General features: G+C 39.0%; 21 protein-coding genes and 1 other RNA gene. 16 read left to right on the top strand and 6 right to left on the bottom strand.

Going from position 1 to position 23888, the window contains the following annotated elements:
* Positions 1 to 8: 8 nt before the first annotated feature.
* A complete protein-coding gene (locus tag WBF63_RS07095; protein ID WP_424369016.1) occupies positions 9 to 1874 on the bottom strand; it encodes a DNA topoisomerase IV subunit B in 1866 nt (621 codons plus the stop codon).
* A 139-nt stretch (positions 1875 to 2013) separates the two neighbouring features.
* On the opposite strand from WBF63_RS07095, the gene WBF63_RS07090 reads away from it, so the two are divergent.
* Complete coding sequence (locus WBF63_RS07090; RefSeq protein ID WP_424369015.1) at positions 2014 to 3156, top strand: methionine aminotransferase; 1143 nt, start codon at positions 2014 to 2016, stop codon at positions 3154 to 3156.
* A 100-nt stretch (positions 3157 to 3256) separates the two neighbouring features.
* Here the strand turns inward: WBF63_RS07090 and ychF are convergent, their stop codons facing one another.
* Positions 3257 to 4348 carry a redox-regulated ATPase YchF gene (gene ychF / locus WBF63_RS07085; protein WP_424369014.1) on the bottom strand — a complete coding sequence of 364 codons (1092 nt, stop codon included), beginning with the start codon at positions 4346 to 4348 and terminating at the stop codon, positions 3257 to 3259.
* Between the two features lie 96 nt (positions 4349 to 4444).
* Here ychF and WBF63_RS07080 point away from each other — a divergent pair, with 96 nt between their 5' ends.
* Entirely contained in the window at positions 4445 to 6013 is a 1569-nt protein-coding gene (locus tag WBF63_RS07080; RefSeq protein ID WP_424369013.1) for an NAD(P)/FAD-dependent oxidoreductase, read from the top strand.
* A gap of 41 nt (positions 6014 to 6054) precedes the next feature.
* Here the strand turns inward: WBF63_RS07080 and WBF63_RS07075 are convergent, their stop codons facing one another.
* On the bottom strand, positions 6055 to 6750 hold the full coding sequence (locus tag WBF63_RS07075; protein WP_424369012.1) for an ATP-binding cassette domain-containing protein: 696 nt from the start codon (positions 6748 to 6750) through the stop codon (positions 6055 to 6057).
* A gap of 108 nt (positions 6751 to 6858) precedes the next feature.
* On the opposite strand from WBF63_RS07075, the gene ssrA reads away from it, so the two are divergent.
* From ssrA to mfd, 4 genes are all read left to right on the top strand, one after another.
* Positions 6859 to 7258: a transfer-messenger RNA gene (gene ssrA / locus WBF63_RS07070) on the top strand.
* A gap of 115 nt (positions 7259 to 7373) precedes the next feature.
* Complete coding sequence (locus tag WBF63_RS07065) at positions 7374 to 7805, top strand: hypothetical protein (RefSeq protein ID WP_424369011.1); 432 nt, start codon at positions 7374 to 7376, stop codon at positions 7803 to 7805.
* A gap of 22 nt (positions 7806 to 7827) precedes the next feature.
* Complete coding sequence (locus tag WBF63_RS07060) at positions 7828 to 8241, top strand: hypothetical protein (RefSeq protein WP_424369010.1); 414 nt, start codon at positions 7828 to 7830, stop codon at positions 8239 to 8241.
* A 60-nt stretch (positions 8242 to 8301) separates the two neighbouring features.
* Positions 8302 to 11694 (top strand): transcription-repair coupling factor, encoded by a 3393-nt coding sequence (gene mfd / locus WBF63_RS07055; RefSeq protein ID WP_424369009.1) that lies wholly within the window; start codon positions 8302 to 8304, stop codon positions 11692 to 11694.
* Positions 11695 to 11728: 34 nt separating this feature from the next.
* On the opposite strand, the gene WBF63_RS07050 is transcribed toward mfd, so the two are convergent.
* On the bottom strand, positions 11729 to 12106 hold the full coding sequence (locus tag WBF63_RS07050) for a TonB family protein (protein ID WP_424369008.1): 378 nt from the start codon (positions 12104 to 12106) through the stop codon (positions 11729 to 11731).
* 272 nt (positions 12107 to 12378) lie between these two features.
* On the opposite strand from WBF63_RS07050, the gene WBF63_RS07045 reads away from it, so the two are divergent.
* Complete coding sequence (locus WBF63_RS07045; protein ID WP_424369007.1) at positions 12379 to 12750, top strand: BlaI/MecI/CopY family transcriptional regulator; 372 nt, start codon at positions 12379 to 12381, stop codon at positions 12748 to 12750.
* On the top strand, positions 12750 to 14675 hold the full coding sequence (locus WBF63_RS07040; protein ID WP_424369006.1) for a M56 family metallopeptidase: 1926 nt from the start codon (positions 12750 to 12752) through the stop codon (positions 14673 to 14675). Before WBF63_RS07045 ends, WBF63_RS07040 begins: the two co-directional genes overlap by 1 nt.
* Before the next feature lie 92 nt (positions 14676 to 14767).
* On the opposite strand, the gene WBF63_RS07035 is transcribed toward WBF63_RS07040, so the two are convergent.
* Positions 14768 to 15286 carry a DUF4136 domain-containing protein gene (locus WBF63_RS07035; protein ID WP_424369005.1) on the bottom strand — a complete coding sequence of 173 codons (519 nt, stop codon included), beginning with the start codon at positions 15284 to 15286 and terminating at the stop codon, positions 14768 to 14770.
* Between the two features lie 95 nt (positions 15287 to 15381).
* Positions 15382 to 15891, bottom strand: coding sequence for an NUDIX hydrolase (locus WBF63_RS07030; RefSeq protein WP_424369004.1), 510 nt, complete (start codon positions 15889 to 15891; stop codon positions 15382 to 15384).
* Between the two features lie 102 nt (positions 15892 to 15993).
* Here WBF63_RS07030 and bcp point away from each other — a divergent pair, with 102 nt between their 5' ends.
* The 8 genes from bcp (at position 15994) to WBF63_RS06990 (ending at position 23857) form a co-directional block, all read left to right on the top strand.
* On the top strand, positions 15994 to 16443 hold the full coding sequence (gene bcp / locus WBF63_RS07025; protein WP_424369003.1) for a thioredoxin-dependent thiol peroxidase: 450 nt from the start codon (positions 15994 to 15996) through the stop codon (positions 16441 to 16443).
* A 148-nt stretch (positions 16444 to 16591) separates the two neighbouring features.
* The gene (recA, locus tag WBF63_RS07020; protein ID WP_424369002.1) at positions 16592 to 17590 is read left to right on the top strand and encodes a recombinase RecA; all 999 of its coding nucleotides are present in this window, start codon (positions 16592 to 16594) and stop codon (positions 17588 to 17590) included.
* A 120-nt stretch (positions 17591 to 17710) separates the two neighbouring features.
* A complete protein-coding gene (locus WBF63_RS07015; protein WP_424369001.1) occupies positions 17711 to 19321 on the top strand; it encodes a S8 family peptidase in 1611 nt (536 codons plus the stop codon).
* A gap of 165 nt (positions 19322 to 19486) precedes the next feature.
* The gene (gene nadB, locus WBF63_RS07010) at positions 19487 to 21061 is read left to right on the top strand and encodes an L-aspartate oxidase (RefSeq protein WP_424369000.1); all 1575 of its coding nucleotides are present in this window, start codon (positions 19487 to 19489) and stop codon (positions 21059 to 21061) included.
* A 16-nt stretch (positions 21062 to 21077) separates the two neighbouring features.
* Positions 21078 to 21530: a hypothetical protein gene (locus WBF63_RS07005; protein ID WP_424368999.1), complete on the top strand. Its 453-nt coding sequence runs from the start codon at positions 21078 to 21080 to the stop codon at positions 21528 to 21530.
* A complete protein-coding gene (locus WBF63_RS07000; protein ID WP_424368998.1) occupies positions 21527 to 22408 on the top strand; it encodes a hypothetical protein in 882 nt (293 codons plus the stop codon). Before WBF63_RS07005 ends, WBF63_RS07000 begins: the two co-directional genes overlap by 4 nt.
* A gap of 67 nt (positions 22409 to 22475) precedes the next feature.
* Positions 22476 to 23360 carry a hypothetical protein gene (locus WBF63_RS06995; RefSeq protein ID WP_424368997.1) on the top strand — a complete coding sequence of 295 codons (885 nt, stop codon included), beginning with the start codon at positions 22476 to 22478 and terminating at the stop codon, positions 23358 to 23360.
* 71 nt (positions 23361 to 23431) lie between these two features.
* Entirely contained in the window at positions 23432 to 23857 is a 426-nt protein-coding gene (locus WBF63_RS06990) for a nucleoside-diphosphate kinase (RefSeq protein ID WP_424368996.1), read from the top strand.
* Positions 23858 to 23888: the final 31 nt, after the last annotated feature.

The raw sequence follows: 23888 nt of genomic DNA, 5'->3' as shown, positions 1-23888 counted from the left end.
GTTATTTTTTAAACATCAGTTTTTAGATTTCTCACGATGAATTCCTGGCGGTCGGGTGTGTTTTTACCCATGTAAAATTCAAGTAAATTCTCTATTGTTGTATCTTTCCCAATCATCACCGGTTCGAGTCGCATATCTTTTCCGATGAAATTTTTGAATTCGTCAGGCGAAATTTCTCCTAAACCTTTAAAACGTGTGATTTCAGGATTTTTGCCCAATTCATTGATGGCATTTACTCTTTCTTCTTCGGTATAACAATAACGGGTTTCTTTTTTATTTCGAACTCTGAATAAGGGTGTTTGTAAAATATACAAATGTCCTTCGCGAACTAAATCTGGGAAGAATTGTAGGAAAAATGTAATCAGAAGCAGTCTGATGTGCATTCCGTCCACGTCGGCATCGGTTGCGATTACCACATTGTTGTAACGAAGTTCTTCCAGTCCGTTTTCTATGTTTAATGCGGCTTGTAACAAATTAAATTCTTCGTTTTCGTACACAATTTTTTTGGTCAATCCATAGGAATTCAAAGGTTTACCGCGCAAGCTGAAAACTGCTTGGGTTTCCACATTTCGGCTTTTGGTAATTGAGCCACTGGCCGAATCACCTTCGGTAATGAAAATGGTAGTGTCTAATTTTCTTTCTGATTTCTGATCGTTATAGTGTTGACGACAATCTCTAAGTTTTTTATTGTGTAAACTAACTTTTTTGGCTCGTTCACGCGCCAGTTTCTGAATGCCGGAAAGTTCTTTTCGTTCTAATTCGGCTTGTTTGATTTTTCGTTCGAGATTTTGAGCTGCTTCTGGATTTTTATGTAAATAATTATCCAGATTTGTTTTGACAAAATCATTGACAAAAGTTCGAACGGTTGGCAATCCGGGTCCCATATCGGTGGAGCCTAATTTGGTTTTGGTTTGGGATTCAAAAACCGGTTCTTCTACTTTTACGGCAATCGCTGAAATAATTGATTTGCGGATGTCGCTCGGATCGTAATTTTTATTGTAAAACTCCCGAACGGTTTTCACAATTGCTTCTTTGAATGCGGCCAAGTGCGTTCCGCCTTGTGTGGTGTTTTGACCGTTTACGAAGGAATAATAAGTTTCGGAATAAGATTTCCCACTGTGCGTAAGTGCGATTTCGATGTCGTCTCCCTTGAGATGGATGATGTCATAAACAATTTCTTCGTCGATATTATCCTGAAGCAAATCTTTCAATCCGTTTTCCGAATAAAATTCTTCACCATTGAAGATGATTTTAAGTCCGGGATTTAGATACACATAGTTTTTGAGCATCTTTTCCACGTATTCTTTCCGGAATTTATAATTTTTAAAAACCTCCGCATCGGGAATGAAGGTCATTTTGGTTCCCTTGCGAACGGTGGTGTCTTTTTCGGGTTCTTCATTGATGAGGTTTCCATATTGGAATTCGGCAATCCGGGTTTTATTTTCCCGAATGGATTGCACTCTGAAATAAGAAGAAAGTGCATTTACGGCTTTGGTTCCGACTCCATTGAGTCCGACTGATTTTTTGAATGCGCGCGAATCGTATTTACCTCCGGTATTCATTTTCGAAACTACGTCCACCATTTTTCCCAGTGGAATTCCACGTCCGTAATCCCGCACTGTTACTTCAGTTTCCGAAACCGAAATTTCGATGGTTTTACCGGCGCCCATTACAAATTCATCGATGGAGTTATCAATGATTTCTTTCAGTAAGATATAAATTCCATCGTCCTGAGAAGATCCATCACCGAGTTTTCCAATATACATCCCGGGGCGCATACGTATGTGTTCGCGCCAGTCAAGGGTTTTGATATTGTCTTCCGTATAATTTGCCGTGGTTGGCGATAAAGTTTTTTCCGCAAGATTTTCAGTCATAGCTACAAAAATAAGAAATTTACCCCTCGTTTTCAACTCGTTCAAAAATGATTTTTCAAAGCTTTTTCAATAGGCACTGAAAAATCTTACTTAATTTAATCAAAATTTTAGTTTTCGTAAATTTGAGAAAAATTAAATTTTGAAAATCGCATCTAAACTCCCAAAAGTAGGAACCACTATTTTTACTGTGATGTCACAACTGGCACAGCGACACAATTCGGTAAATCTTTCGCAAGGTTTCCCTGATTTTGATTGTTCGCCCGAACTTGTCGGATTGGTGAATTCTTTTATGAAAAAAGGTTTTAATCAATATTCGCCTATGATGGGTGTGAAAGAACTTCGGGAAGAAATTGCCCAAAAAACCGAAGATTTATACGGTTCGGTTTATCATCCCGAAAAAGAAGTAACCGTTACGGCCGGTGGTTCCGAAGCGATTTTCTCGGCGATTGCTTCCGTGATAAATCCGGGCGACGAAGTCATCATTTTTGAACCAGCTTATGATATTTATCGGCCTTCCATTGAATTGTTTGGCGGAATTCTGAAAGCCGTTCAGCTAAAATCTCCCGATTTTCAAATCGATTGGCAGGAAGTCCGAAATTTGATTTCCCATAAAACCAAACTCATCGTTCTCAACAATCCGAACAATCCCGCGACTTCGGTTTTGATGGAAAATGATTTCAGAGAATTAATTCAAATTGTTCAAAACACGGATATTCTGATTTTGAGTGATGAAGTGTATGAGCACATTGTTTTCGATGGAATTCAGCACCTCAGCATCAGTCAATTTCCTGAGTTGAAAGAAAGAAGTTTTCTGACGGCTTCCTTCGGGAAACTTTACCATATCACCGGTTGGAAAATCGGATATGTATTAGCGCCCGATATTTTGACCAAAGAATTTCGTAAAGTGCATCAGTTCAATGCCTTTTGTGTGAATACGCCCATTCAGTATGCGATTGCAGAATTCCTGAAACGTAAAGAAGAATACCTGAGTTTGTCAGCTTTTTTTCAACAGAAGCGCGACTTTTTTATGGATGGATTAAGTCAGACGAAATTCAAATTTGTAAAACCCAAAGGCACTTATTTCCTTTTGGGTGATTATTCGGAAATATCCAACGATAACGACGTCGAATTTTCTAAATTCTTGACGGAAAAATACAAAGTAACCGTGGTTCCGGTTTCGGCTTTTTATGAAAATTCGCCTGATCAGAAACTGGTTCGTTTTTGTTTCGCCAAAAAAGAGAAAACTTTGGAAAAAGCCATTGAATTACTTCGTCGAATTTAAGCATTACTTCATAAAGGCTTTCGTGTCCTTTGTGAAAACCTTGTGCCCTTTGTGGTGAAGTAAAGCCTGTTTCTTAGTCAACTAAATGGTACCCCAAAATTTAAACATTGAAAAGGAAGTGCATGATATCACCGTCCTGTACAATGTAATTCTTTCCTTCTACACCTAACTTTCCCGCTTCACGGCATTTCGCTTCCGAACCATACGTAATGAAATCTTCGTATTTAATTACTTCCGCACGGATAAATCCTTTTTCAAAATCGGTATGAATCACACCCGCCGCTTGAGGTGCGGTAAAACCTTTATTGATCGTCCATGCACGCACTTCTTTTACACCGGCAGTGAAATAAGTTTGCAATTTTAATAAATCATAAGCCGAACGAATCAAACGGTTGACACCGGGTTCTTCCAAGCCCAATTCTTCCAAGAAAATTTGTCGTTCTTCATAGGTTTCCAATTCCATAATATCGGATTCGATTTGGGCAGCTAAAACCAAAACTTCGGCTTGTTCATTTTTAACGGCTTCTTTTACGGCATCCACATGTTCGTTTCCGTTTTTTACAGCGGCTTCGTCCACGTTGCAGAGATAAAGAACGGGTTTTAGTGTAATCGGATGAATTTCATTGAGGATTTCTTTTTCCTCGTCGGTCAAATCCATTTCGCGCAAGTTTTTTCCTTGTTCCAAATGTTCTTTCGCAGCCGTCAATACTTCTAAAATGGCAATTTCTTTTTTATCACCTACTCTTGCCGCTTTTTTGGATTTTTCGATTCGTTTTTCAACCGTATCCAAATCTTTCAATTGCAACTCAATATCGATGGTTTCTTTGTCCCGAACCGGATCAATAGATCCATCAACGTGCGTAATATTATCATTTTCAAAACAACGCAAAACGTGGATAATCGCGTTACACTCGCGTATGTTGGCCAAAAATTGGTTCCCCAAACCTTCTCCTTTGCTTGCACCTTTCACCAAACCGGCGATGTCCACAATTTCCACCACTGCAGGCAAAACCCGTTCTGGTTTTACCAATTCCTCCAATTTGTACAACCTTGGATCTGGCACGGAAACCGTTCCTACATTGGGTTCGATGGTACAGAAAGGATAGTTGGCAGATTGCGCTTTTGCGTTCGATAAACAGTTAAAAAGCGTTGATTTTCCAACATTCGGCAAGCCGACAATTCCACATTTCATTTGTAAGGGTTCTAAAAATTTCGTGCAAAGATAAGATTTTCGTTTATACGAATTTCGTCATTCGAATTTCGAACTTCGTTTTGTATTTTTGCATTCATGCCCAAACAAATCACCATCCGTATTTCGCCACAGGATTTCGCAAACGAAGATCTTCTCAAACAACATATCGCAAATGCGGTAAATCTTAAACCTGAAAAAATCAATGCGTATCAGATTTTACGTCAATCTTTGGATGCCCGCAACCGAAACATCTTCTATCAATTGCAGGTCAATGTTTTTGCAGGAGAACCGTTTGAAGATGCTTTTGCATTTGACGCGCCTTTGCAAAATGTTTTCAATGCAAAACCGGTTTTGATTGCCGGGGCCGGGCCGGCCGGACTTTTTGCGGCTTTGCGACTAATTGAAGCAGGATTGAAACCTGTGATTATTGAACGCGGAAAAGACGTTCGGGAACGTCGACGTGATTTGGCAGCGATGAACAAAGAAGGAATCGTGAATCCCGAATCCAATTATTGTTTTGGGGAAGGCGGTGCCGGAACTTATTCCGATGGGAAACTCTACACACGCTCCACAAAACGCGGAAATATTTTGAAATCTTTGCAATGGTTTCATCATTTCGGAGCGACGGAAAGGATTTTGCAAGAAGCGCATCCGCACATCGGAACTAACAAATTGCCGGGAATTATCGCCAAAATGCGTGAAACGATTATTGAATGTGGTGGGGAAGTCTTGTTCAATTCCAAAGTGACCAACATTCTGATCGAGGGAAATCAGTTCAAAGGCGTTCGGATTAACGACGAATACAACTTCGAATCTGAAGCTTTGATTTTGGCGACGGGACATTCGGCACGTGATATTTTTTATATGTTGGAAGAAAAGCAAATCGCAGTCGAAGCCAAACCTTTTGCCTTGGGCGTTCGGATTGAGCATCCGCAAAGTTTGATTGATTCCATTCAATACCATTGTTCGCCCACGGATTCCCGAAACGAATTTCTGCCTGCTGCTTCTTATTCGGTTGTCAGCCAGGAAAAGGGCAGAGGTGTATTTTCCTTTTGTATGTGTCCGGGCGGAATCATTGCACCGGCGAGCACCGAAGAAGGAGAATTGGTCGTAAATGGCTGGTCACCTTCCAAACGCGATGGTCAGTTTGCCAATTCAGGAATGGTTGTAACGGTCGATCAGAAAGATTTTGCGAGTTATGGTTTTACCGGAAATTTAGCGGGAATGAAATTCCAGCAAATGGTTGAAAAGAAAGCTTGGGAATTGGGTGGCGGAAAATTGGTCGCGCCTGCGCAAAGAATGACCGATTTTGTAAAAGGAATTCGTTCGCAGACCTTACCTGAATCTTCTTATTTGCCGGGAACGAATTCGGCACAATTGAACCAGATTTTACCGATTGAAATTTATGCTTCGATGCGAAACGGATTTGAGTCATTTGGTAAAAAGATGAAGGGATATTATACCGAAGAAGCGATAGTTTTGGCGACGGAAAGCAGGACTTCTTCGCCGGTTAAAATCCCAAGAAATCAAGATGATTTACAACATACGCAAATCAAAGGTTTATTTCCCTGCGGTGAAGGAGCCGGATATGCCGGTGGAATTATTTCAGCGGCGATGGATGGGGAAAAGGTGGCGATAGCAGTTGTAAATTCGTTTGCAAAGTAAATTCTTTTTTAGCGAATTTCGAGATTCGAATTTCGGTATGATCAAACCGTCAACTGATGAAAAGCATCTTCCAGACTTTTGTATTGTCCTTTGAATTCTTCAATTGGGCTGTCCGAAACGATTTTTCCTTTGTTGAGTAAAATAACGCGCGAACAAAGCGCTTCAACTTCCTGCATAATATGCGTGGACAAAATCACGGTTTTGCTTTTCCCGATTTCCCGGATGACTTCCCGGATTTCCAGAATTTGGTTAGGGTCGAGTCCGTTGGTGGGTTCATCGAGAATGAGGATTTCGGGATTGGATAAAATTGCTTGTGCGAGTCCTACACGTTGTTTGAATCCTTTGGATAACTGTCCGATTTTTTTGTGACTTTCGGGAGTGAGTCCGACTTTTTTGATGACTTCTTCAATGCGTTCTTTCTTTTCATTTCGGATGTCGGCCACGAATTTTAAATATTCGCGGACATACATTTCGTAGTACAAAGGATTGTTTTCCGGAAGAAATCCAATTCGTTTTTTGGTTTCAATGGGTTGGTTCAGAACAGAAAAATCATCCAATTTTATTTCGCCCGAATCGGGAAGAATGGCGCCGGTCACGCTTTTCATCAAGGTTGATTTCCCGGCTCCGTTTGGACCGAGTAAACCTACGACTTCTCCGCTTTTAATTGAAAATGAAACCGAATCGAGCGCTTTTTGATTTCCGTAATTTTTTGACAATTTGTCAATTAGAATTCCCATTAAACTGAATTTAAGCCCAAAATTAATGAAAAAATATGTCAAAATAAGCAATTAAGAGGATTGGCAAGTTTGTTGTACATTTGCAACCAATTCGTTATTTGAAATCATGGGGCTGACTGGTTTTGACAGCAAGGTCAATAGACGGAGTAAGCATGCCGTGGAATGTTGTGTACCCACGTTAATCAGACACTTCAACCATTTAACTGGCAACAACAATTACGCTTTAGCTGCCTAATTGATCGAATCATAGTAGATCTTGGCGCATCTCTACAAGGTAGGGAAGCTAAATGTCTCTCAAAGGCCTTTCCTTACGGCGTTTGATCAAGAGGCACAGAAATGTGAGGATAGACAAGATGGCGTTTCGGAATCTTGTCGAAATTGAAGAAACTAAGTTGCAGATAGGGTGTTTGTTCTCGGTCTGTAATCGAAAATCAATAACAAAATAAGCATGTAGAAAGCACGTAGGTTGCTTGTTTGGACGCGGGTTCGAATCCCGCCAGCTCCACTATTTTTTCCTTTTTCCTTTTTTATTTTAACAAACCTTTTAGAATTCTTAAATCCATTTTCAGAAACTATTTTCTAATTTCGCTCGTTGAGTTTAGAGAATAAAATAATTTTTTGATATGCAAAGGCTTTTAATGTTGTTGATTACCGGATTTTTTATCCTCTCATTTGTAAAGAATCCTGATTTGGAAGATAAATACGAATTGTCTTTGGTTGCGAAAGGTTGTCACTTCCAAGTGATGGTGAACGAAAAAATGGTCATGGACGGAAAATCATACCAAATGGTGACCAAAAATCTCAATATCAATAAAGAATTGACCGACAGCGGCGAACAGAAAATTGATGTGAAAATGCTTCGTATCTCCCGAGAAATGCCGCTGAAAACGACTCAGGCTTATGTCAATTTGAAACTGGAAAAAATAGTCGGCGACTCTACTGTCTTAATCAAAGAAGTGAAACTTCCAACTTTTCCATACGATGACGATGAAAAACAACCAAATTCTATTGGAGGTTCCATTGAATTTACTGTTGCAGAACCTGAAAATAAATAGAGAAAATTTTCGTTGTCAATAAATGAGATACATTCTTAGTTTATTGACCATTAGTGTCATTAGCTTTTCTTTTCTTCGAAATGAGGAAAAGCCCATCTACAAAGTTTCTTTTTCCAGCGCAGATTGTTACTTCTTTATTTTGATCAATAATAAGACTGTTTACAAAAATGAAAAACAATACAAAACCAGTCGAACCATTCCTATAAACGAATATTTAATCGATCAAGATTCTCAAAGAATTGAATATTTCATGTACAATCGTCATACGATGATGGAAATGACCGGAAAATCCAATTTGGAAGTATATGTAACCAAGCAAATTGGAGAGAAGATAGATACGGTTCATAAATCTAATCTCATAAATTTCGGATCTAAAGACGAGAAAGGGAAAATGAGATATGCCTCCAGAATTGGAGGACATGGATATTTTTTCTGAAACAAACTTCCATCTTCCGACTTCCAACATCCATCAAAATCCATTACCTTTGCCCAAGTTTTGGAAACAAAAACCATTCATGATGTTCTGAAAAGATACGAATCTTCCGATTTCGTACAGAATTCCATTGCCCAAATTCAAAAAAACAATCAGTCAAAGATTCATGTAAACGGACAAGTCGGTTCGTCGATTTCTTTTTTAACAAGCCAAATTATGCGAGAGTCAGGCAACCCCCTTTTGCTGATTTTGGACGATAAAGAAGAAGCGGCTTATATTTTAAACGAACTCGAAACGATTTTTTCAAAAGAAGAAGTTCTTTTTCTGCCCGATTCTTATCGGCGACCCTATGAAATCGAAGAGACCAACAATGCCAACGTGGTTCTGCGAACTGAAGTGTTAAACTCATTGAATGGCGCCAAAAAGCCGAGAATTGTGGTGACTTATTCTGAAGGTTTATTTGAAAAAGTTGTTACCCGAAAGGTTTTGAGCAAAAACACGCTCAAAATTTCTACGGGTGATTCGCTGGATATTGAGTTTCTGAATGAAGTTTTATTTTCCTATGAATTTCATCGGGTGGATTTTGTGTCGGAACCGGGCGAATTCTCCATTCGTGGCGGAATTGTCGATGTTTTTTCTTTTTCCGAAGAGAAACCTTATCGGATTTCGCTTTTTGGCGATGAGGTGGAAACCATTCGCACTTTTGACATCGAAACCCAATTATCGGTGGAAAAAGTCAAAAGTTTTACCATTGTTCCCAATTTGGAAAACAAATTCACATCCGACTCGCGTGAAAGTTTTCTGGAATATATTTCCGAGAAAACTGTTGTGGTAGCCAGAAACCTGAACATCATTCAGTCGGCGATTTATCGGAATTTCAATCTGGCAGCCGAATCTTTCCAAAAACTTTCCGGCGAAATCAAACATGCTTCGCCCAAAGAATTATTTCTCGATGAAATTGAATTCAAATCGGGATTGAAGAGATTTCCGGTGATTGAATTTTCTATGTCGCCTTATTTTGACGATTCAATTGAATTTAAAATCAACCAAAAACCTCAGCCATCGTTTAACAAACAATTTGATTTGTTGGCTGAAGAATTTAATTCAAAAACCGAAGAAGGTTATACGAATTATCTGTTTTGTTCGGGTGAAAAGCAAGTTCAGCGTTTTCACGATATTTTTGAAGACATCGATAAAGAAGTCAAATTCGTTCCGGTCATCGGTTCGGTTCATCAGGGTTTTGTCGATGATGATTTGAAAATCACTTGTTTCACCGACCATCAGATTTTTGAGCGTTACCATAAATTTAATCTTCGGAATTCCTTTGCCAAAAAGGAAGCGATTACACTCAAGGAACTGACTTCGTTGCAGATCGGGGATTATGTGACGCACATCGATCACGGAGTCGGGAAATTTGCAGGATTGGTGAAAATTGATGTGCAGGGAAGCAAACAGGAAGCGATTAAATTGGTGTATCGCGATAATGATATTTTGTACGTGAGTATTCATTCACTGCATAAAATCGCAAAATTTACCGGAAAGGACGGAGTCGAACCAAAAATCAATAAATTAGGTTCGCCAGCTTGGAAAAATTTAAAAAATAAGACCAAAACAAAGGTCAAAGAAGTGGCTTTTGATTTGATTAAATTATATGCGAAACGTCGAGCACAAAAGGGTTTTCAGTTTTCGCCCGATAGTTATTTGCAAAACGAGCTCGAAGCTTCGTTTATTTATGAAGATACGCCCGATCAGTTGAAAGCGACCAATGATGTAAAGGCCGATATGGAAAGTGAGCGTTCGATGGATCGTTTGGTTTGTGGCGATGTTGGTTTTGGGAAAACCGAAGTAGCCATTCGGGCGGCGTTCAAAGCCGCTGCCGACGGAAAACAAACCGCGATTTTGGTTCCCACAACTATTTTGGCGTTTCAACATTTCAAAACTTTTTCGGAAAGACTGAAAGATATGCCGGTAACGGTGGCTTATTTGAACCGTTTTAAATCGGCGAAGCAGAAAAAAGAAATTCTTGAAAAGTTAGCCGAAGGCAAAATTGATATCATCATCGGAACACATCAATTGGTGAATAAAGATGTGAAATACAAAGATTTAGGTTTGCTAATTGTCGATGAAGAACATAAATTCGGAGTGGGTGTAAAAGATAAATTAAAGACGCTTCGCTCTAATGTGGATACGCTGACTTTGACGGCAACGCCAATTCCAAGAACTTTGCAGTTTTCATTGATGGCAGCCCGGGATTTATCGATTATCAAAACGCCACCGCCAAACCGACAACCGATTGAAACGCAATTAATTGGATTTAATGAGGAACAAATTCGCGATGCGGTTTTCTATGAATTACAACGTGGCGGACAGGTTTTCTTTATTCACAATCGGATTGAAACCTTAAAAGAAATCGCCGGAATGGTTCAAAGATTGGTTCCCGATGCGAAAATTGCGACTGGTCACGGACAGATGAAAGGCGATGAACTCGAAAAAGTCATTCTGGATTTTATGGAAGGAAAGTTTGATGTTTTGGTTTCTACCACGATTGTGGAAAACGGATTGGACGTTCCGAATGCGAATACCATTCTGATTGGCGATGCGCAGAATTTCGGATTGGCCGATTTGCACCAAATGCGTGGACGTGTCGGACGAAGCAACCGAAAAGCCTTTTGTTATCTGATTTCGCCGCCTGTTTCGGCACTGACCAATGAAGCCCGAAAACGTTTGCAGGCCATTGAGCAATTCTCCGATTTGGGTTCAGGATTTAACATAGCGATGAAGGATTTGGAGATCCGCGGCGCCGGAAATATGTTAGGCGCTGAACAGTCCGGGTTTATATCGGAAATCGGATTTGATACCTATCAGAAAATTCTGAATGAAGCGATTGAGGAGTTAAAAGAAACCGATTTCAAAGATTTATTTGAAGAGCAAAATCCGGACGACAAAGTCTATGTTTCAGATATTCAGATTGATACCGATTTGCAGATTTTAATTCCGGATGATTATGTCAACAATGTGGAAGAACGTTTGGCACTTTACAACGAACTGGCCGGAATTGAGGATGTCATTGCACTGAATCAGTTTGAAAATAATTTGATAGACCGATTTGGGGAATACCCGAAAGAAGTTTCCAATTTGCTGGAAAGTATGCGACTGAAATGGATGGCAAAGGAATTAGGTTTTGAACGAATTGTCCTGAAAAAAGGCGTGATGCTGGCGTATTTCATCAGCAAACCCCAATCCGATTATTTTCAGTCTTCCAATTTCCAAAATATCATTTCCACGTTGCATCAAAATCCGAGATTGGCGACTTTTAAAGAAAAACCGGCCAAAGGAAAAGACGAAGAAAATACTTTGATGCTTCGTTTTGAGGAAGTGAAATCGGTGGAGAGAGCGATGGAAAAACTACGTGTTTTATTGCCACAAACAAAAGAGGAAGAAACTTCCTCCAACTGAAATATTCCCCTCCTTTGGAGGGGTTAGGGGAGGCTTACTCCAACTCAAATTTCACCGGAATTCTATAGACTTCACTTTGTGCCAACATCATTTTGCCTTCTGCATCGGCAAATTTTTCAATCGCTTTTTGTGCAGCTGCAGCCAAGTTTTCATCGGATTCGCCCAAAACACGAACTGATTTCAGATTTTGGTTTTCATCGGTTAAAAAACGAACGTAAACCGTTCCTTCGTTGAAGTTTTCTTTTGCTGTTTGTGGATATTCCACATAGTCTGAAATGATGTGTGTAATCACATTGTCTTTGCAAAGTTTTTGTTCAGTTTGTTCCAGTTTATTGCATTTTTCCATTTTATTTTGACCGAATGCAAAGCCTGAAATAAGGACTAAAGTGAAAGCTAATATCTTCGTTTTCATCTTGTTATATTTTAATGTTAATAATTTAATTACGTTTAATTAATGTAAAATTAACATTAAGTTTACATTGAAACAAGCCGAAACCGAAAACTTAACATTGGGAATGTAATTCTTAACATTGGCTCAGCCCTAACAGGGTTTCATACTCTGTTAGGGCTTTTGGGGTTTTAGAACTGTAACAATTTCAAACTTTTACCGTCTTTTTTTGAAATTAAATTTGTTCAATTAAATTTATATTCTACATTTGTAGAGTTAACTCTAAATAAATAGAAATGAGCTTATCCAAAAAGGAAGAAGAATTGATGGAAATCATCTGGAATGAAGGGAAGCCTTTCATGAAAGACATCATTGAGGCTTATCGCGAACCCAAGCCCGCAACGACGACAGTGGCGACTTTGCTAAAGCGAATTCAGGAAAAGGGTTTTGTGGATTATGAAATCTTTGGGAATTCCAGAAGGTATTTTCCGCTGGTTAAGAAAGAGGATTATTTTTCGCGACAGATGAAAGGATTGATCAAAAATTTCTTTGGGAATTCGCCTTTGCAGTTCGCGTCCTTTTTTACTTCGTCGGCAGATTTGTCGGAGAAAGAGTTAGAAGATTTGAAAAAAATTGTGGACACTGAAATCCAAAAACGTAAAAAATAATGGAACTTATTTTTAAAATAATCTGTTGTTCGGCCGTGTTCATCGGGTTTTATCATTTCGTATTGCAAAGAGAAAAAATGTTTCGGTTCAACCGTTTTTATCTTTTGGCAACCTTGGTGCTCTCCTTCAGTATTCCCTTTATGGAATTGGGAATAAGAGAATTTTACACTCCGAATTTTCAAGAATTCATTCCGGTAATTCAACAAAGTCCAATCAGAGAAATTCCCGAAAATTCAAGGGTTCATCTCGCTTCGATTCCCATAGAAAACGTAGTCGAAACGCCGAAAACAATTCCGACTTTTAGTTGGATTGAAATTTTGGGCGCAATCGGAGTGCTCATCAGCTTGGCGTTTTTGGTTCGATTTGTTCTAAACCTATGGAAGATCAATCGTTTGGCGAAAGAAAATGAAAAAGTTCAAAAAGAAGGATTTACGTTGGTGAAAATCAATCGGAATGTTTCTCCATTTAGTTTTTTTCATTATTTATTTGCTTCGAAACAAGAGGTGGAAAATGAAAATTTACGTTCCGAAATTTTCTATCACGAATTGGCACACATTCGTCAAAAACACAGTTGGGATGTGATTTTCATAGAGTTTCTTCTGATTTTTTTCTGGTTCAATCCCTTTTTGTACATCTATCGAAAATCCATTCGAACCAATCATGAATTTCTGGCCGATGAAGAAGTCTTGAACCATGATTTTGACACGCTGGCTTATCAGCAACTTTTGCTGGAAAAAATTCCGGTGAAATCTCAGACGAGCCTGTCGAGTTCCTTTAATTATTTAGTAACCAAAAAAAGATTGATTATGATGACAAAACAAACATCCAAAATCAAAACCATCGCAATTAAATTTTTCAGCATTCCACTATTGGTAGCCGTAATGTTGGTTTTCAGCGAAAAAGTTTCCGCTCAGATTGAACCTGGAAAAGGTGTTTCCAAAGAATTGTTTCGTGAATATAAAAAACAAATTCGCAAAGCGACGGTAAAAGAGAAAGACGAAAATGGAAATAAAATCAAAAAAATCGATACTTCGAAATTGGATAAAGAACTCATGAGCGAGGTCTATGCGCAGATGTCGCCCGAACAAAAAATGAAAGTTCAGCCCATTCCAACTAAAAAGCAAATTGCTTTTGAATTTAACGGAGAGGATTTTCAAATGAATTTTGATGATTTTAAACTGGACGAAATCGTGAAAATAGGATTGAATACCGCCGATTTGGGTTTGAAGATCAGTGAAGGTTTTGGGAATATAAACATCGATACAGAATACTTTAATTCCCCGGAATGGAAAGCTCAAATTGAAAAAATAGAAAAAAACGCCGCTGATATGGATGCGTATTACAATTCGCCGGAATGGAAAAAGAACATTGAGGAAATTGAAAAAAATGCCAAAAGAGTAGCGGAATATTACAATTCGCCAGAGTGGAAGAAATACATCGAAGGAATAGAAGCAAATGCAAAAAGAATAGAAGATTATTACAATTCCCCAGAATGGAAAGCTCAGGTTGAAAAAATAGAAAAAAGCGCAGCGGAACTTGAAGAATATTTTAACTCGCCTGAGTGGAAAAACAAAGAAGAAGAAATTAAGAAAACCGTTGAGAAATTCAACAATCCACAAGCCATAAATTTAAGAAATGAGGCATTTGAGTTTCGAAACAAAGCGCTGGAATGGAGAGATGAAGCCTTTCAATTTAGAAACAAGGCCATGGAGATCAGAAACAAAGCGACGAAAATTCGAAGTGAAGCTTCGAAGTTACCTTTTGATTCAAAAGAACGTAGGTTGTTGATGGGTCAATACGACGAGGAAATGCGAAAATACAATGCCGAAATGGAAAAGTACAACCGTGAAATGGGTAAATACAATGCCGAAATGGCTCGGTACAATGAAAAAATGAATTTGTATCAAGCTTCGCTGAATAGCTAAATCACATTATCATTAAGAAAAAATGTCATTCTGAATTTTCCGAATGACATTTTATTTTTACTCAATCACTTATCCACTGAATCACCCGTCCACTACTTGACCGGCGGATATTTCCGGAATAATTTCTGAACGCCTTTCAGAACGTTGGCATCAACGGTCGAAGGGCTTGCATTGGCCGGCATTTGGATGTCCAATCGACCGTCCCAAACCAATTGATTTTCTGCATTAAAAATAGAAACCAAATATTGCTGATTGAGTTTTTCGGAATTAATCGGAATGCTCATCCCAACTGAAGTTCCGAAACCGTAATTTCCGCCGCCTACACCTATTCCGACATTGGAGTCGCGCGTTTCAGAAATGTATTCCTCCGGGACGATTTTAATTTTCACCGCCGAATTTTCATTAAAAGCCATTCCTTTTGTACCTAATTCCTGATTGATGGCATTCTGAATGCGATTGATATCCAATTCGCTCATTGATTTTTCCACAAATTCATATCGGAAATCTTTCAACTGCGAGAAATCCTGATTGCGGTCATAATCCACCGAAACCGTTTGGGTGCTGCAGGAAAAAATCAAAAATCCGATAAAGGTTAAAGCTAAATTTTTCATGATTTGAAGTTAGCAAAAATTATTCCTTTGTCTAAATTTAGAATTCAGAAATTAGAGGTTAGAAGTCGAGAATTTAGAATATTACTAATTTCCCATCACTCAACATATTCTTTCACCGCTTTCCGCAACGAATCAAACCCTATTTCGTCTAAATTAATTTCCGATTTTTTAATCCATTTTATTGATTGGATTTCCGATTTTTCAAGTTTCAATTCTGCATCCTCAGGAAATTTCGCCACGAAAACCAAATCTTCGGTTTTATAGGGAATTCCTTTGTAGAGATAATCATTGGGTTGGGATTTGAAGTATTTGAAATGAGCTGGAGAAATATCCAAATTCAGTTCTTCTTTCAGTTCGCGGGCACAGGTTTCTTCCGAAGTTTCATCGGGATCGGTAAATCCGCCGGGCAAATCCAGCATACCTAATTTGGGTTCACGATTTCTCACGGTAAACAAGATTCTCCCGTCTTTTTCGATGATGACCGCAACAGCAGCCGCCACATTCTGGAAATAAACCATTCCGCAGTCAAAACATTCAAATCTTCGATGGTTTTCAAATTCGACGTTTTGGGAAGAACAATTCGGACAAAATTTAAAGAAGCTCATTTTAGGGGTTTTTCAACCTTGTCAAGGTTTGAAACCTTGACAAGGTTATTCTCGGTTCCACAAATTTAAACTATATTTATCATTCGAATTAATGAAAAGAAAATGCTGAAAAAAGGAGACAAAGCCCCGGAATTTGAAGGAATCGATCAAAATGGAAATTCAATTAAAAGTTCAGACTACAAAGGAAAAAAATATGTGATTTTCTTTTATCCGAAAGCCAGTACGCCTGGTTGCACGGCAGAAGCCTGTGATTTGCGTGACAATGAAGAAGCTTTAAAAGCAAAAGGATATGAAATCATTGGCGTAAGTGCCGATTCTGTCAAACGTCAGAAAAACTTCGCGACAAAAAATGACCTGAATTATCCATTGATTGCCGATGAAGAACGGAAAATCATCGAGGCCTTTGGTGTTTGGGGCAGAAAGAAATTTATGGGAAGAGAATTCGATGGAATTCATCGGACTACATTCATCATCAATGAAAAAGGAGTCATTGAAAACGTCATCGAAAAAGTTAAAACCAAAGAGCACGCAAAGCAGATTTTGGAGTTATGAGTTTTTTGTTGAATCAATCGGAATGAATTTGTGAATAAAAATCTTTCCCGCGACGTATTTTGTCATTATTAACCTTTAATTTTGACAAACAACTTGAAACACTTGTCCGCTGTGGCGGATTGAATATTAAACTTTAAACAAATTAAAAATGAGCGACTTAGACAATAAAAAGAAAGCATTGCAATTGGTTTTGGACAAAATGGACAAAACCTACGGAAAAGGAACGGTAATGCGAATGGGCGACAGCGCAGTGGAAGATGGAATTGGCGTCATCCCGACCGGTTCACTCGGATTGGATATTGCCTTGGGAATTGGTGGATATCCGCGCGGACGTGTCATTGAAATTTACGGTCCTGAATCTTCCGGTAAAACGACTTTGACGCTTCATGCGATTGCCGAAGCCCAAAAAGCCGGAGGAATTGCGGCTTTTGTAGATGCGGAACATGCTTTTGACCGGTTTTATGCTGAGAAATTGGGTGTGGATGTGGAGAATTTAATCATTTCCCAACCTGACAACGGCGAACAAGCATTGGAAATTGCTGATAATTTAATTCGTTCGGGTGCAATTGACATCATCGTCATCGACTCCGTTGCAGCTCTGACGCCAAAAGCTGAAATAGAAGGCGAAATGGGCGATTCTAAAATGGGATTGCAAGCTCGTCTGATGTCTCAAGCATTGCGTAAATTAACGGCGACCATCAGCAAAACAAAATGTACTTGCATATTCATCAATCAATTACGTGAAAAAATTGGGATAATGTTTGGGAATCCTGAAACAACAACAGGAGGAAACGCTTTGAAATTTTATGCTTCGGTCCGACTGGACATTCGTCGTGTTTCCCAAATCAAAACCGGTGATGAAGCAAGCGGAAACCACGTTCGCGTGAAAGTCGTGAAAAACAAAGTTGCTCCACCATTCCGTCAGGCAGAATTTGACATTATGTTTGGCGAAGGAATTTCCAAAGTTGGAGAAATTCTGGACGTTGGCGTTGAGAAAGGAATCGTACAAAAAAGCGGTTCCTGGTACAGCTACAACGACAGTAAATTGGGTCAGGGACGAGATGCCGTGAAAGATGTTTTGAAGGACAATCCAGAATTGGCAGAAGAGCTGGAAGATGCTATCAAAGAGGCAATTAAAGCAGGATAATAATTCTATTTAAATTAGAAAAACTTTGTCTAAGCTCCGGTTTTGGCAAAGTTTTTTTTGTTTAAAATATTCAAGAAACAATATTTCGTAGTAAATTCACTTCGAATTAATTAACACATCATGAAAAAATTCTTACAAGTTCTTTTCGTTTTTGCGGCGGGCATTTTGTTCGGTCAAAATACGAATTACATTGAGGGAGAAATCCTGATTCGCCTCACGGAAAATACAGATATGAGCGAATTTTTGAACCGCAATCAGGATTTAAAATCCGAAGGATTACAACAGGTTTCCACTGTCTTAAATATCTGGAAAGTGAAAATCAGTACTGAAAATTATTCTGAAAAACAATTGGTCAGAGAAATGTACAATGACCCAAATGTCATTGACGCACAGTTAAACCATGTTATTTCGTTGCGAAATACTCCGAATGATCCCATGTTCGCGCAACAATGGCAATATTATCAGGCCAATGACAAGGACATTGATGCAGAAGAAGCCTGGGAAATCACCACAGGCGGAACGAACACCGACGGAAATGAAATCGTAGTTGCAGTAATTGACGACGGTGTCAATGCAAATCATCCTGATCTGCAGGCTAATCTTTGGATTAATCCGGGCGAGATTCCGGGGAATGGAATTGATGACGATGAAAACGGATACATTGATGATGTTCATGGCTGGAATGTGGATAATAACAACGGAAATGTCAATACTGGCGGCTGGCATGGAACACCGGTTTCGGGTATCATCGGTGCTGTGGGAGATAATGGCGTAGGCGTGACAGGCGTAAATTGGAACGTTAAGATTATGACCATTGTTTTAAATAGTGCTGCAGAATCGGAAGTGATTCTGGCTTATGATTATTCACTAAAAGCCCGTCAGAAATTTAACGATACAAATGGAGCAGAAGGTGCGTTTGTAGTTGCTACCAATTCATCTTGGGGAATCGATTTCGGGCAACCTGAAGATGTGCCGCTTTGGTGCGCTTTCTATGATGCGATGGGAGAAGCAGGGATTTTGAGTGCTGCGGCAACCATAAACGGGAATTACAATGTGGATGAAGTAGGAGACCTTCCTACAGCTTGTCCGAGTGAATATATGATTGCGGTGACCAACATGAATCAAAACGATGTTAAAGTTACCCAGGCCGGATACGGTGCTGAGTCAATTGATTTGGGGGCACACGGACAGAATGCATATACAATAAGTTTGAACTCTTACGGCGGATTTGGCGGTACTTCAGGAGCCACTCCTCATGTGGCAGGAGCGGTGGCGTTATTGTATTCTGCGCCTTGTGAAAGCTTTACCGCACTTACCAAATCAGACCCTCAGCTGGCAGCGCAAAAAGTTCGAGATTATATTTTCAACGGAGTAGATCACAACGAATCTCTCGTGGGAATTACGGTAACCGAAGGACGTTTAAATCTGCATAATTCCCTTCAGTTATTGATGGGCGAATGCGAACTGATGAGTATGGACGATGTGAATTTTGCAGGAACTGTGGAAGTCTATCCAAATCCGACAAAAGACATCCTGAATATTGTAAACCGGGATGGGAAGTTAATTGATTTGGTTCAGATTTTTTCTACCGATGGGAAACTGGTGAAAAACCAATCCAAACTGATTTCCAATCAGATTAATGTTTCTGATTTGCCAAAAGGCGTTTATAAAATCCGGATTAAATTCAACGGACAACGAAATTTGATTTCGAAGAAATTCATTAAAAATTAAATAATTAAATTTTAATGCTAAACTGCCGGATTTACTTTCGGCAGTTTTTTTATAAGAATTTTTGATTTACATCTGTAAATTTTCTAATCTAAAATTCCCGAATTTTGGTTGCCCTGAGCTTGTGGAAGGGCAAATTAACTTATATTGCAAAATAATTCAGAATAAATGCTGACCACAGATGTATTAGTAATCGGTTCGGGAATTTCCGGACTTTCGTATGCGATTAAAGTCGCTCAAAAATTACCCGAAACCCGTATCACAATTGTTACAAAAGCCGATGGTGAAGAATCCAACACCAAATACGCACAAGGTGGCGTGGCCGTCGTAACCGATTTTGAAAACGATAGTTTCGAAAAACATATCGAAGATACCTTGCGTGCCGGAGACGGGCTTTGCAAACGGGAAGCCGTAGAAATTGTGGTGAAAGAAGGGCCACAACGTTTCCGGGAAATCGTTTCCTGGGGTGCGCAATTTGACAAAAGTGACGTCGGAACTTATGATTTGGGGCGAGAAGGCGGACATACAGAAAATCGGGTTGTTCATCACAAAGATATCACCGGATATGAAATCGAACGTGCTTTGTTGGCGGTGGTTGAGCAAACGCCTAATATTGAGTTGCTCACACATCATTATGTCATCGATCTGATTACCGAACACCATATTCCCGGTGAAGAATTTGACCGTGATAACCTGAATTGTTATGGCGCTTATGTGCTGGATTTGAAATCGGAAAAAATTAAGCGGATTACTTCCAGAATTACCTTGATGGCAACGGGTGGTTGCGGACATGTCTATAAAAACACGACCAATCCGGTGATTGCAACCGGTGATGGAATCGGACTGGCGCATCGGGCGAAAGCCAAAATCTCGCACATGGAATTCATTCAGTTTCATCCCACGGCATTGTATAGTAAGCTTTCAGGGCAATTGTTTCTGATTTCCGAAGCGGTCAGAGGTTTTGGTGCCAAGCTGCGAACCAAAGACGGACAAGCATTCATGCACAAATATGACGAAAGAGAAGAATTGGCTTCACGTGATATTGTGGCACGTGCCATTGATAACGAAATGAAGTTGCGGGGCGATGATTATGTCTGCTTGGATTGCCGCCATCTCGACAAAGAAAAATTCTTGGAACATTTTCCAAATATTTACGAAAAGTGCCAGGAAGAAGGACTCGATATGTTCAAAGACCTGATTCCCGTGGTGCCGGCGGCACATTATTTATGCGGAGGAATCGATGTGGATTTAGATGGCCAATCGACCATTAAAAATATGTTTGCGGTAGGCGAATGTACCAATACCGGATTGCATGGCGCGAATCGTCTGGCATCGAATTCCTTGTTGGAAGCCATGGTTTTCGGACACCGTGCTGCACTTAAAACCGTAGAATTGGTCGAAAAAAATAATTTTCATTTGGAGAAAATAAATTTGGTACCCGAATGGGACGACGAAGGTTTGGGCGTGACCAAAGAAATGGTTTTGCTGAATTACCTGAAAAAGCAACTCCAAATTATGATGAGTGATCTGGTTTCTATCGTGCGTTCCAACGAAAGACTGGAATTGGCCAAATGGCAGGAAGAGGAGATTTACCGTTCGGTAAAGGAAATTTATAAAATGAATTTGCTATCGCCTCAACTTTCCGAATTGCGAAATCTGGTTTCGGTGGCTTGGCTGATCATTACACAAAGCCAGGAAAGAAAAGAAAATCGAGGTGCTTTTTTTAATAAGGATTTGGAGTAATTATTTTAAATTATAAATGAAAAATATCCTTTTGATCAAAGTTTTAGTCTTGCCTTTGTTCTTTGTGCTAGCTCAAAACAATCATCTTAAATTACCGGTTTTTCCCGGTTGTGAGGAATTTGAAGATAATAAATCATTGTCAGCCAATTGTTTTTCGGAAAAGTTTTCAGAAGCAATAGCCGAAAAATTGAACACAAGTTTTATGGACGAAATCTTTCGCAGCCAAAATCTGAAAGAAATAAGGACTAAAATAAAGTTTAAAGTTTCTAGAGAAGGAAAAATAGAAGATATCACAATGGTAGAAAATGGAAATCAGACACTGTTTGACCAAGTGCAGATTGCTATTTCAAAAATTAATCAGAAATACACAATAGAACCTGCAAAAAATGGAGAAAAACCTATGAATTTCAATTTGAGTATTCCCATTCTCTATAAAGTTCCCAAAAAAGCCAATACAAAAATAAAATGAAAAAAATATTATTTGCTCTAATCATAATTCTCCCGTTTGCGTTTGCTTTTGCCCAAACCGAAAAACTCGATAAATTTCCAGTTGATGTTCAAGATTCGAGTGGCGTTTCCCTACGAGAAGTAGGTTTTATGGCAGTTTTTCCGGGATGTGAAAAATTGAATGAAAGCGATAAAGTAGCTTTACAAAAATGCCTTCAACAAAATCTCACGAGTTTACTATCGGGAAAGCTGCAAAAATATGCAGATAAAATGTTTAAGCAGGGATTAACTTCAGTTCAGTCGAAGCTACAATTTGTAATTAGTAGAAACGGAGAATTGATTGAGATTGTTGCATTGAAAGGTGGTAATAGGGAATTTGGAGCAGCTTCTGAAAAGGCAATGATGGAGGTTGCAGCCAAAATAAATAAAATAAAACCCGCTACTTTAAATGATGGGACACCTGTAAATCTCGTGTTTCAGCTACCTATAAAATATTTAATCAAAGAGTCAAAAATTGATCAATTTATTTGGAACGAAATTGTTATGGCAACTTTTAATGATAATTCTCAAAAGTTTGAAATTAGGCAGGATAAGCAAAACAATATCAAAGCTTATGAAATTAAAGATGGAAAAGATCTTTTTCTGAGAAAGTTCAATTCTTTAAGTGAGGCAATTTCCACTGAGCCTTATAAAACATTGTACCTACAAAGCGGTGGTAAACTTTTGGCGGCAGAAAAAAAGATAAGAAACAAGATCTATAAAATTTATTATTCTAATACCCACAATGATTTTTTGGAATCGTACAAAGTGGAAAATAGGGAAGAAGAATTCATGGAATCTTTTCCCCAGGAAAGTTTAGTGTTTAGTACACTCTATTTGGAAATTGTTTTAAGAAAGTGAAAATGAATTTATTTTTCCTTCTACAAAAGATTAAACTTGATAATCCTATCTTTGTAAATAAATTCCTTTGAAACAACCATTTACATATTTGCTGATTTTTCTTTGTGTCGGATTTATCTTCGCGCAGGAACAGCCTGTGTACATCGGGAATCAGGTAGAACAAATGGCAGTCTTTCCGGGATGTGAAAAAATAGATAATTCCGATACCAATGCTTTGACAAATTGTATGTCCGAACAATTATCGGGCAGGTTGATCAGCGAACTCGATGGTCTGGACGAAGCGCTTCGTCAGAGTGGAGTTTTTGATGCCCAGGCTCAAATTCAGTTTGTGATTTCACGTGAAGGCATTATCATCGGGATTGAACCAATGGAAGGAAGCAACTCTATTTTGGGCGATGCCGCATCAGTTGCAATGGAGAAAATTGCCATGGAACTCCCACCGATTCGTCCGGCAATGTTGAAAAAAGGACAACCCGTAAATCTGGTTTTTCAGCTTCCGGTGCGGTTTCAGATTGAAGAGAAAGCGGAAAGACTTGCAGGCGAATTTCCTGTAGATGAAATTATGCTGTTTACACTTCTTACCGATAAAAAAGATCTGCGTTATGAAGTTCGCTGGTTCAAAAACAAGGACATAAAAATTTATGAAATCAGAAATAATCAGGCTACTTTTCTTGGTAAATTCCTTACGCTGAATGAAGTGGAAGGTTCTGAGCCTTATAAATCTTTGATAGAAAAATCAAGGAATGCCGATAAAATCCTAGTGGCAGACGGCTTTCTGGACAAAGAATTCTTCGAAATCTATATTTACAACTTATTTGATCCGGCTCAGCGTAAACCTGTTTTTGTGGAAGTTGTGCAAATTGAGGATGAAAAACCCCAATCTGTTTTTAAGTTTCAGACCGAAGCAGAATTCAATGATTCAAGATTTGTTTCATTGATTTACAGAGATTAACAATCTTTTCACGCGTAAGTTTTTCTCCTTCTCCAAATTCTGACTATTTTTGCCGCTCAAAATTTAATTAAATGTCAGGAAAAATTACATTAACGATGATTAAACCCGATGCCGTAAAAAATGGACACATCGGAAATATTTTGGCGGATATCACCAACGCCGGTTTTAAAATCAAAGCCATGAAATTAACGCAACTCTCAAGAAGAGATGCCGAAATGTTTTATGAGGTTCACAAAGAACGTCCGTTTTTTGGTGAGTTGGTGGACTTTATGATTTCAGGTCCTATCGTTGCTGCGGTTTTGGAAAAAGACAATGCAATTGAAGATTTCCGTACCTTGATTGGTGCTACCAATCCCAAAGAAGCGGCTGAAGGAACCATCCGTAACAAATATGCTGAATCCATTGATGCCAACGCTATTCATGGCTCAGACAGCGATGAAAACGCTATGATTGAAGCAGGTTTTCATTTTTCTTCCAGAGAAATTTACAGTTATTAATTTCCAGGCCAAAAAAGATATTAAAACCGCA

The organism is Moheibacter sp., from assembly GCF_049672845.1.
Lineage (GTDB): Bacteria > Bacteroidota > Bacteroidia > Flavobacteriales > Weeksellaceae > Moheibacter.
The sequence above is the reverse complement of the archived record's forward strand: the minus strand, read 5'-3'. Positions and strand labels throughout refer to the sequence as shown.

Coding starts and splice junctions, on each gene's coding strand:
- WBF63_RS07095 (WP_424369016.1), bottom strand. CDS start 1,874: ATGACTGAAAATCTTGCGGAAAAAACTTTATCGCCAACCACGGCAAAT.
- ychF (WP_424369014.1), bottom strand. CDS start 4,348: ATGAAATGTGGAATTGTCGGCTTGCCGAATGTTGGAAAATCAACGCTT.
- WBF63_RS07080 (WP_424369013.1), top strand. CDS start 4,445: ATGCCCAAACAAATCACCATCCGTATTTCGCCACAGGATTTCGCAAAC.
- WBF63_RS07075 (WP_424369012.1), bottom strand. CDS start 6,750: ATGGGAATTCTAATTGACAAATTGTCAAAAAATTACGGAAATCAAAAA.
- WBF63_RS07065 (WP_424369011.1), top strand. CDS start 7,374: ATGCAAAGGCTTTTAATGTTGTTGATTACCGGATTTTTTATCCTCTCA.
- WBF63_RS07060 (WP_424369010.1), top strand. CDS start 7,828: ATGAGATACATTCTTAGTTTATTGACCATTAGTGTCATTAGCTTTTCT.
- WBF63_RS07050 (WP_424369008.1), bottom strand. CDS start 12,106: ATGAAAACGAAGATATTAGCTTTCACTTTAGTCCTTATTTCAGGCTTT.
- WBF63_RS07045 (WP_424369007.1), top strand. CDS start 12,379: ATGAGCTTATCCAAAAAGGAAGAAGAATTGATGGAAATCATCTGGAAT.
- WBF63_RS07040 (WP_424369006.1), top strand. CDS start 12,750: ATGGAACTTATTTTTAAAATAATCTGTTGTTCGGCCGTGTTCATCGGG.
- WBF63_RS07035 (WP_424369005.1), bottom strand. CDS start 15,286: ATGAAAAATTTAGCTTTAACCTTTATCGGATTTTTGATTTTTTCCTGC.
- WBF63_RS07030 (WP_424369004.1), bottom strand. CDS start 15,891: ATGAGCTTCTTTAAATTTTGTCCGAATTGTTCTTCCCAAAACGTCGAA.
- bcp (WP_424369003.1), top strand. CDS start 15,994: ATGCTGAAAAAAGGAGACAAAGCCCCGGAATTTGAAGGAATCGATCAA.
- recA (WP_424369002.1), top strand. CDS start 16,592: ATGAGCGACTTAGACAATAAAAAGAAAGCATTGCAATTGGTTTTGGAC.
- WBF63_RS07015 (WP_424369001.1), top strand. CDS start 17,711: ATGAAAAAATTCTTACAAGTTCTTTTCGTTTTTGCGGCGGGCATTTTG.
- nadB (WP_424369000.1), top strand. CDS start 19,487: ATGCTGACCACAGATGTATTAGTAATCGGTTCGGGAATTTCCGGACTT.
- WBF63_RS07005 (WP_424368999.1), top strand. CDS start 21,078: ATGAAAAATATCCTTTTGATCAAAGTTTTAGTCTTGCCTTTGTTCTTT.
- WBF63_RS07000 (WP_424368998.1), top strand. CDS start 21,527: ATGAAAAAAATATTATTTGCTCTAATCATAATTCTCCCGTTTGCGTTT.
- WBF63_RS06990 (WP_424368996.1), top strand. CDS start 23,432: ATGTCAGGAAAAATTACATTAACGATGATTAAACCCGATGCCGTAAAA.